General features: G+C 69.9%; 7 protein-coding genes and 1 pseudogene. 2 read left to right on the forward strand and 6 right to left on the reverse strand.

The window, feature by feature from the left end:
* Nucleotides 1-47: 47 nt before the first annotated feature.
* From ACE5C1_RS12375 to ACE5C1_RS12385, 3 genes are all read right to left on the reverse strand, one after another.
* Nucleotides 48-1,025 (reverse strand): chlorophyllide a reductase iron protein subunit X, encoded by a 978-nt coding sequence (locus ACE5C1_RS12375; RefSeq protein ID WP_374944388.1) that lies wholly within the window; start codon nucleotides 1,023-1,025, stop codon nucleotides 48-50.
* Nucleotides 1,026-1,027: 2 nt separating this feature from the next.
* The gene (gene bchC, locus ACE5C1_RS12380; protein ID WP_374944381.1) at nucleotides 1,028-1,954 is read right to left on the reverse strand and encodes a chlorophyll synthesis pathway protein BchC; all 927 of its coding nucleotides are present in this window, start codon (nucleotides 1,952-1,954) and stop codon (nucleotides 1,028-1,030) included.
* A gap of 99 nt (nucleotides 1,955-2,053) precedes the next feature.
* Nucleotides 2,054-3,172 carry a methyltransferase gene (locus tag ACE5C1_RS12385; protein ID WP_374944382.1) on the reverse strand — a complete coding sequence of 373 codons (1,119 nt, stop codon included), beginning with the start codon at nucleotides 3,170-3,172 and terminating at the stop codon, nucleotides 2,054-2,056.
* Between the two features lie 57 nt (nucleotides 3,173-3,229).
* Between ACE5C1_RS12385 and crtD the strand changes: the two genes are divergently transcribed.
* Complete coding sequence (gene crtD / locus ACE5C1_RS12390; RefSeq protein ID WP_374944389.1) at nucleotides 3,230-4,825, forward strand: 1-hydroxycarotenoid 3,4-desaturase CrtD; 1,596 nt, start codon at nucleotides 3,230-3,232, stop codon at nucleotides 4,823-4,825.
* Nucleotides 4,735-5,658 (forward strand): hydratase, encoded by a 924-nt coding sequence (locus ACE5C1_RS12395; RefSeq protein WP_374944383.1) that lies wholly within the window; start codon nucleotides 4,735-4,737, stop codon nucleotides 5,656-5,658. The genes crtD and ACE5C1_RS12395 overlap by 91 nt, the downstream gene beginning before the upstream one ends.
* Here the strand turns inward: ACE5C1_RS12395 and ACE5C1_RS12400 are convergent.
* The 3 genes and pseudogenes from ACE5C1_RS12400 to ACE5C1_RS12410 all read right to left on the reverse strand — a co-directional run.
* Nucleotides 5,605-5,787: a hypothetical protein gene (locus ACE5C1_RS12400; protein ID WP_374944384.1), complete on the reverse strand. Its 183-nt coding sequence runs from the start codon at nucleotides 5,785-5,787 to the stop codon at nucleotides 5,605-5,607. The genes ACE5C1_RS12395 and ACE5C1_RS12400 overlap by 54 nt on opposite strands.
* Nucleotides 5,787-6,662: an alpha/beta fold hydrolase BchO gene (gene bchO / locus ACE5C1_RS12405; protein ID WP_374944385.1), complete on the reverse strand. Its 876-nt coding sequence runs from the start codon at nucleotides 6,660-6,662 to the stop codon at nucleotides 5,787-5,789. Before bchO ends, ACE5C1_RS12400 begins: the two co-directional genes overlap by 1 nt.
* Nucleotides 6,659-6,950 (reverse strand): annotated as a pseudogene (locus ACE5C1_RS12410) (magnesium chelatase); the annotation flags it as partial. The pseudogene ACE5C1_RS12410 and the gene bchO, both read right to left, overlap by 4 nt.

Here is a 6,950-nt window from a genome sequence, read left to right on the forward strand (position 1 = left end):
GAGGTCGATGCGGTCGCGATCGCGGGGAAGGATTGTTGCCTCCACGATCAAACCGTGTCGTACACGACTTCGAGGCTCGGCTTCGCCACATACGCCGCGCCACGCATATCCGCCTGGGTCGCGGGCTTCAGCGAGTAATCCGCGCCGGTGATGTCGGCGCTGAACAGCCCCAGCAGCCCGTCCTGGTCGAGCGGGGTGGGGCGCAGCGGCGGCGCGCTCGCGACATTTTCGGCCAGGTTCTCGAACAGCGACGCCCATTGGCCGCCGGGCTTGCCGATGATCTGGTAATTGGCCGATTTCTTGCGGATATCCTCGTTCGCGGGAATGGCGGTCAGGACGGGGATGCCGACCGCCGCGGCGAAGGCGTTCGCCTCGCCGGTGCCGTCGTCCTTGTTCAGGATCATCCCCGCGACGCCGACGTTGCCGCCCATCTTGCGGAAATATTCGACCGCCTTGCAGACGTTGTTAGCGACATACAGCGACTGCAGGTCGTTCGACGCGACGACGATCACCTTCTGGCACATGTCGCGTGCGATCGGCAGGCCGAAGCCGCCGCAGACCACGTCGCCCAGGAAATCGAGCAGAACGTAGTCGAAGCCCCATTCGTGGAAGCCGAGTTTCTCCAGCGTCTCGAACCCGTGGATGATCCCGCGCCCGCCGCAGCCGCGACCGACCTCGGGGCCCCCCAGCTCCATCGCGAACACGCCGTCGCGCTGGAAGCAGACGTCCTCGATGCCGATCTCCTCGCCCGCCAGCTTCTTCTTGGACGAGGTCTCGATGATCGTCGGGGTCGACTTGCCGCCGAACAGCAGGCTCGTGGTGTCGCTCTTGGGGTCGCAGCCGATCAGCAGCACGCGCTTGCCCTGCTGCGCCATCATATAGCTGAGGTTGGCGAGCGCGAACGACTTGCCGCTGCCGCCCTTGCCGTAGATCGCGATGATCTGCGTTTCCTTGGTCACCGGGCCGGTCGGCACCGGATCGGGCTCGAACGAGGCTTCCTCGCGCAACACGCCTGGATCGAACATGCTCACAGGCTTCTCCAGTCGAGGACCATTTTCAGGCAATCGGGGTCACCGAACGCTGCCGGGTACGCGTCGAGCGCATCGGCGGCGTCGCGGACGTGGCTGACGAGCCCGTCGAGCCGCAGGCTGCCGCCGGCGATCAGCGCGTTGGTCGCGGCGATGTCGGCGGGGGTGAATTCGGCGGCGATGCGAAGCCGTGCCTCGCGCATGAACGCGGGCGGGAAGGCGAAGGAGAGGCGGTCGTAGAAGCCCGCGAGCACCAGCTCGCCGCCCTGGGCCAGCCGCGGGATAAGCGTGTCGAGGACATCGCCCGCGCCGCTGGCGTCGCAGATCACGCGGTAGTCGCGGCGCTCGTCCTGCGCCGGGTCGACGACCTTGTAGCCCACACCATCGCGGCGCGCGGGGTTGGTCTCCCAGACGGTCGGGGCGGGCGCCCCCATTGCTACGGTCAGCCGTGCGATCAGCCGCCCGACGATGCCGTGGCCGACGATCAGCTCGGGCGGCTTGCCTCCCGCGATCGCATGGTGCGCGGTGGCGGCGAGCGCGGTCAGGATGCCGTCGCGGCCCAGCGACTCGTCGACCGGAATGGCGCGGGCGGAGGGCAGGACGACGCGCTCCGCGGTCCCGCCGAACAGCCCGCGGGCTTGCGCATAACAATTCGCACCGGGGGCAAAGACCCACTCGCCAATCCGCGCGCGGACGTCCGCACCCGCATCGACGATGCGCCCGATCGATTCGTAGCCTGGCACCAGCGGATAGCCCATGCCGGGGAAGCTCGGCATCCGGCCCGACCACAGCAGTTTCTCGGTTCCCGAGCTGATGCCGCTCCAGGCGATCTCGACCAGCACGTCGGCGGCGGTCAGCGCATTGAGCGTCAGTGCGCGGAGCGCCAGCCGCTCGGGTGCCTCCAAGATGACTGCGACCGCTTCCATTGCGACCGTCCCCTGCGCCGAGGCCCTGAACGGGGTCTCTCCAGCCGGTGTAACAATATCTGGACGCTTCTTATTGTCAATGCATCTGGACAGCAAATGTCAGCGGTTTGCGACGATGACCCTCGCGGTGAGCGGAATCGCGGTCCGGATCAGCCGCGACGACGCGAACCCCGCAGCGCGCAGCATCGCCGCGATCTCCCGAGGGCTGCGGGGCCGGCCCGATCCCATCGCCAGCAGGTACAGCCCGAAATAAGCGTCGCCCGCGGGTTTTGCGCCGGGGGTCCGCGCCATCGGCTCGGCGATCAGCAATCGGCCACCCGGGGGCAAGGCGTCGTGAACCGCGCGTAGCAGTGCCAGCGCCGGGGCATCGTCGTGATCGTGAAGCACCCGGACCAGCGAGATCAGGTCGTACCCCTTGGGCAGCGGATCGGCGAGGAAGTCGCCGCCGTACAGCGTCGTTCTGCCGTCGAGCCCTGCCGCGGCGAGACGTGCCTGCGCCCGCTCCCCCACAGCGGGCAGGTCGAACAGCGCCAGGTCGAGCGCGGGTGCGCGGGCGCCCGCTGCGGCCAGGAATGCGCCTTCGCCGCCGCCGACGTCGAGCAGCCTGCGGTGCCGCGCGAACCGGTAGGCGTCGAGCACCTGTTCGGCGATCAACGGCTGCGATGCCGTCATCAGTGCGGAATAGCCGCCTACCTGCGCGGCATCGCCGCTGCCCGTCGACTCGGCATAGGTCCAGTGGCGCGACAGCGCGCCGCCACCGCCGCCGCGCCGCAGCAGCGCAACCGGATCGGCAAGATCGGCATAGAGCAAATGGTGGTGCGCGACCATTTCGGCGATGCCGCGGTTTCCCCGCAGCGCCGCCCCGTCGGCGCCCAGCAGCCACTGCCCGCCGATCGCCTCGACCAGCCGGATCGCGGCGGCGGCGCGCAACAGCCGCTCGGCACCGGCTTCGGGCAGGTCGATCCGCGCGGCGACGCGCGCGGTGGTCGTCGGTGCATCGGCGAGCAGGTCAAGCAGCCCGGTCTGGATGCAGGCCGCCAGCGTCTGCGAATAGGTGAAGCCTGCGACCAGATCGAACAGCGCCCGCGCCCGCGCCCGCGCGACCGGTCGCGTCACCGGAAAGCGCGAGGCGAAGCGCTGGAACCGGGGACTGCCCAATATTCCGTTGCGCCATAGCGCGAACCGTAGTCGCCAATCGTCGAGTCTAGACAATTCCATATGTCCACCAAACTGGACACATGCTACGATCGCGTCAATCGGCGTGAGGTGCAAGCGATGCCCGGCGAACGCGTGGTGGTGATCGGAGCGGGAATCGGAGGGCTGGTCGCCGCCGCGCTCCTCGCCGCGCGCGGGCTCGATGTGACGGTTGTCGAGGCGGCTGCCGGCCCCGGTGGCAAGCTGCGCGCGGTGCCGGTCGATGGCATGGGTATCGACGGCGGCCCGACGGTGTTCACGATGCGCGACGTGTTTGCGGATGTGTTCGCCGAGTGCGGCGAGTCGCTCGAAGACCACCTGACGACTCGCGCCGCGCACGTCCTCGCACGCCACGCCTGGGGGGATGCACGGCTCGACCTGCTCGCCGATCCGCAGGCGGGCGAAGACGCGATCGGCGCATTCGCGGGGGCGGCCGAGGCGCGCGGCTACCGGGCGTATCGCGCCGAGGCAAAACGGTTGCACGATGCGCTGGATGCGCCGTTCATGCGCCGGAGCAAGATCGATCCGATCCGGCTCGGCTGGCGGATGGGCGCGGCGGGCTTCCGCGATTATTGCAGCCTGCGCCCCTACACCTCGATGTGGCGCGCGCTCGGCGGCTATTTCGCCGATCCGCGGCTGCGTCAGCTGTTCGGGCGCTACGCGACCTATTGCGGATCGTCGCCGTTCGCCGCCCCCGCCACGCTGATGCTGATCGCGCATGTCGAGGCGAGCGGGGTGTGGCTTATCGAGGGCGGGATGCACCGGCTGGCAACCGCGCTAGAGGCGCTGGCGGTGCGCCGCGGCGCGCGGTTCCGCTACGCGTCGCCCGTCCGCGAGATTGTGATCGAGCATGGGCGCGCCGCGGGGGTGGTATTGGCGAGCGGCGAGCGGATCGCCGCGGACCGAATCGTCTGCAACGCCGATCCGGCGGCGATCGGCGATGGCGCGTTCGGAATAGCGGCCTCGCGCGCGGTCGCGAAGGTCGCGCCGCGTCGCCGGTCGCTGTCGGCGATGGTGTGGACCGCCAACGCACGCGCCACCGGCTTCCCGCTCGTGCGGCACAATGTGTTCTTCTCGGACGATTACCCGTCCGAATTCGCCGCGCTCGCCGCCGGGCGGCTGGCCGATCGTCCCAGCGTCTATGTGTGCGCGCAGGACCGCGATGACGCCGGTGCCGCGCCCGGCGGCCGTGAGCGCGTCCAGATCCCCCCCGCGCGTGAGCGCGTTCAGATCATCGTCAACGCGCCGCCGCTTGGCGACGAACAGGGCTTCACTCCAGCGGAGATCGACACATGCAGGTTGCGGATGCTCAGCGGGCTTTCGCGGGCGGGGCTTTCGCTCGATCCGGGGGACTCGGCGGTGCTGACGACGCCCTCGGGGTTCGACGCGCTGTGTCCACGGACGGGTGGAGCCCTTTATGGACCGGCCTCGCACGGGTGGGCGGCCTCCTTCCGCCGGCAGGGCAGCCGGACGCGGATCCCTGGGCTCTATTGCGCGGGCGGGAGCACCCACCCCGGCGCGGGCGTCCCGATGGCGGCGCTCAGCGCACGATTAGCCGTCGACTGCCTGCTGGCAGATTGCCAGCATTGGGACCGCGCTTCGACGTCGCGGTCGGCGCGAACGGCTACGCCTGGTGGTATATCGACGCCACCAGTGCGGACGGTCGCTACGGGCTGACGATCATCGCCTTCGTCGGCAGTGTGTTCTCGCCCTATTATAAATGGAGCGGGCGCGGCGATCCCGACAATCATTGCGCGATCAACGTCTCGCTGACTGGCCCGCGCGCGACCGCCTGGGCGATGACCGAGCGCGGGCGGCGGCGGATGACGCGCGATGCGGACACCTTCGCGGTGGGCCCGAGCGCGATGCGCTGGGACGGCGATTCGCTGGTGATCGACATCGCCGAGATTTCCGCGCCGCTGCCCCATCGCGTACGCGGCACGGTGCGTGTCACCCCGGAGATGATCGGCACCACCGCCTTCCAACTCGATCCCGCCGGACGCCACCGCTGGCACCCGGTCGCGCCGCGCGCGCGGGTCGAGGTGGCGATGACCTATCCCGGGGTGCGCTGGTCCGGCGACGGCTATTTCGATTCGAACTTCGGCGACGAGCCGCTTGAGGCGGGGTTCGACGACTGGAACTGGTCTCGTGCGCATCTGAAGAACGATGTCGCGGTGCTGTACGAGGGGCGCCGCGGTGACGGCATGCCGTTCGATCTGGCATTGCGCTTCGACCGGCAGGGGCGCTGGCATGACGTCGCCCCACCGCCGCCTGCGCCGCTGCCGCGCACCGGCTGGCTGGTGAAGCGCGCGACCCGCGCCGACGCCGGATCGACGCCGCGGGTGCGCAAGACGTGGATCGACGCGCCCTTCTACGCGCGCTCGGCGCTCGACACGCGGCTGTTCGGCGAGGACGTGTGCGCGGTGCACGAAAGCCTGTCGCTCGCGCGCTTCCGCTCACCGGTCGTCCAGTCGATGCTCCCCTACCGGATGCCCCGAGCCTTTTGGTGAGTCGTCCTCTCGGCTCGCCTCGTCCTTGGCGATCTCGCGGTTGATCGAAACGAGCTGCCAGATGCCGATGACGAACACGGGCACCCCGACGATCGCCATGTCGAGCAGGCTGAAATAGGATTGGTGCATCACCGCGCTCCCACGAAGGTTTCGATGATCGTCGCGACCTCGGCGGGCCTCTCTTCGTGCGCCAGATGGCCGAGACCGGGGAGGATCGTCACCGCGGCGTCCGCGACCAGCGCCGCCGCCTCACGCGCATTGGCAGGCGGGATCGCGCTGTCCGCACCGCCGTGGATGAGCAGCAGCGGCACCGCCAGCCGCGGCAGGTCGCGCTTGAGCGCTTCCAGGTCCCAGTCCGCCATCATCGTGATCGCGCCCGAACATTGCGCCGGGGTGGCGAACAGCCGCTCGTAATAGCCGACCCCTGCCGCATCGATCCGCGATCCGGTGCTGCGTTCCAGAAACTTCGCGGTCTCCCCCGAAGTGCGCGCGATCGCCGAAAACACGTGCGGCGCGAACGGATTGACGAACAGCATCCGCGCGAGCGTCGGGAACAGCTTGGCGGCAAGGCCCGGAAATGGCAGCAGCGCAGCGTCCAGTCCGACGAGCGCTTTGGGTTTCGCCAAGCCGTCCAGTGTCATCCGAATGCCGATCGCCGCACCCGCGGAATGACCGACGATCGCCTGCGGATCGAGCGCCAGCGTGGCGAGCAGATCGCCGACCGCGCGCGCCATTGCCGACATCGTCAGCCCGCCAACCGGACGCCCGGTCGTGAAGCCGTGCCCGGGCAGGTCGGGCGCGACGACGGTGAAACGCTCGGCCAGCAGCGGCGCAAGGTCGCACCAACTGTGCGTCGCCGCGCCCGTTCCGTGGATCAGCAGCAGCACCGGGCCTTCACCCATCACCTGGACATGCCAGCGGATACGCGGCGTCTCGACGAAGCGGCTGGCGGCGCGATTGGGCCAGTCGCGGCCCTCGACCGTCCAGCTCGGCGCGCGAGTCATGCGCGCTGCGCCTCGACGACCGCGGCATGCATCGCGGTCGCGTCGGCGCGCGGCAGCGGCAGGTAGCGCGCGCCCATCGCCGCGGCTAGCCTGGCGCCCTCCGGGCGAGGTCTGGCGGAGATGTCGACGAAGGCCGCGGCGATCCGCGCCGCGCCGATCGCGCGCGCCGCGGCTTCGGCGTCGGCCTCCGCCGCGCGCCGGTCGGTGCCGCCGTCCGCCGCGACGTTGCCGCGCCCGTCGGTCAGCACCACTACGAACGGGGTCCGCCCGCGCGCGCGCGCCGCCTCC

Source organism: Sphingomonas sp., from assembly GCF_964263785.1.
GTDB lineage: Bacteria > Pseudomonadota > Alphaproteobacteria > Sphingomonadales > Sphingomonadaceae > Sphingomonas.

Excerpts from the sequence above, each read along its gene's own strand:
- bchO (WP_374944385.1), bottom strand. The coding sequence starts at position 6,662 with ATGACTCGCGCGCCGAGCTGGACGGTCGAGGGCCGCGACTGGCCCAAT.
- bchC (WP_374944381.1), bottom strand. The coding sequence starts at position 1,954 with ATGGAAGCGGTCGCAGTCATCTTGGAGGCACCCGAGCGGCTGGCGCTC.
- ACE5C1_RS12385 (WP_374944382.1), bottom strand. The coding sequence starts at position 3,172 with ATGGAATTGTCTAGACTCGACGATTGGCGACTACGGTTCGCGCTATGG.
- ACE5C1_RS12400 (WP_374944384.1), bottom strand. The coding sequence starts at position 5,787 with ATGCACCAATCCTATTTCAGCCTGCTCGACATGGCGATCGTCGGGGTG.
- ACE5C1_RS12375 (WP_374944388.1), bottom strand. The coding sequence starts at position 1,025 with ATGTTCGATCCAGGCGTGTTGCGCGAGGAAGCCTCGTTCGAGCCCGAT.
- crtD (WP_374944389.1), top strand. The coding sequence starts at position 3,230 with ATGCCCGGCGAACGCGTGGTGGTGATCGGAGCGGGAATCGGAGGGCTG.